Source organism: Aeromonas sp. QDB25 (assembly GCF_027707725.1).
GTDB classification, from domain to species: Bacteria; Pseudomonadota; Gammaproteobacteria; order Enterobacterales; family Aeromonadaceae; genus Aeromonas; species Aeromonas caviae.
Genome location: NZ_JAPCIZ010000199.1, coordinates 1 through 1,412, shown reverse-complemented (window position 1 = coordinate 1,412; position 1,412 = coordinate 1). Strand labels below are relative to the sequence as shown.

The following is a 1,412-nucleotide window of genomic DNA, read 5'->3' as shown; positions in this document are numbered from 1 at the left end:
CTGACTCTTATACACAAATAGCGGTCTGAACGGAACTTTTCCCGTTTTCCAGGATCTGATCTTCCATGTGACTCCCAACATGGTAACGATCATGCTAACTTCTGCTCTTCATCATGCGGCCGACTGGGCTAAATCTGTGTTCTCTTCGGCGGCGCTCGGTGATCCTCGCCGTACTGCCCGCTTGGTTAACGTTGCCGCTCAATTGGCAAAATATTCTGGTAAATCAATAACCATCTCATCAGAGGGTAGTGAAGCCATGCAGGAAGGCGCTTACCGATTTATCCGTAATCCCAACGTCTCTGCCGAGGCGATCAGAAAGGCTGGCGCCATGCAAACGGTCAAGTTGGCGCGGGAGTTTCCCGAGCTGCTGGCCATTGAGGACACCACCTCTTTGAGTTATCGCCACCAGGTAGCCGAAGAGCTTGGCAAGCTGGGGACGGTAAAGGATAAATCCCGTGGATGGTGGGTTCACTCCGTGCTCTTGCTCGAGGCCACCACATTCCGCACCGTAGGATTACTGCATCAAGAGTGGTGGATGCGTCCGGATGACCCTGCCGATGCGGATGAAAAGGAGAGTGGCAAATGGCTGGCAGCGGCAGCAACCAGCCGGTTACGCATGGGCAGCATGATGCGCAACGTGATTGCAGTCTGTGACCGCGAAGCCGATATTCATGCTTATCTGCAGGACAAACTGGCGCATAACGAGCGCTTCGTGGTGCGCTCCAAACACCCGCGTAAGGACGTAGAGTCTGGGCTGTATCTGTATGACCATCTGAAAAACCAACCAGAGCTGGGGGGCTATCAGATCAGTATTCCGCAAAAGGGTGTGGTGGATAAACGCGGCAAACGCAAGAATCGGCCAGCCCGCAAGGCGAGCCTGAGCCTGCGCAGTGGCCGCATCACGCTAAAACAGGGGAATATCACGCTCAACGCGGTGCTGGCCGAGGAGATTAACCCGCCCAAGGGTGAGACACCGTTGAAATGGTTATTGTTGACCAGCGAACCGGTCGAGTCGCTAGCCCAAGCCTTGCGCGTCATCGACATATACACCCATCGCTGGCGGATTGAGGATTTCCATAAGGCATGGAAAACCGGAGCAGGAGCTGAAAGGCAACGCATGGAAGAGCCGGATAATCTGGAGCGCATGGTGTCGATCCTCTCATTTGTTGCCGTCAGGCTGTTACAGCTCAGAGAAAGCTTCACCCTGCCGCAAGCACTCAGGGCGCAAGGGCTACTAAAGGAAGCGGAGTTCGTAGAAAGCCAGTCCGCAGAAACGGTGCTGACCTCGGATGAATGTCAGTTACTGGGCTATCTGGACAAGGGAAAACGCAAGCGCAAAGAGAAAGCAGGTAGCTTGCAGTGGGCTTACATGGCGATAGCCAGACTGGGCGGTTTTATGGACAGCAAGCGAA

The 1,412-nt window shown here is 54.5% G+C and carries 1 protein-coding gene; it reads left to right on the top strand.

From position 1 onward, the window contains the following. Positions 1-91 precede the first annotated feature (91 nt). On the top strand, positions 92-1,412 hold a 1,321-nt coding region (locus tag PG883_RS23455; RefSeq protein WP_270808451.1), incomplete at its 3' end, for an IS4 family transposase.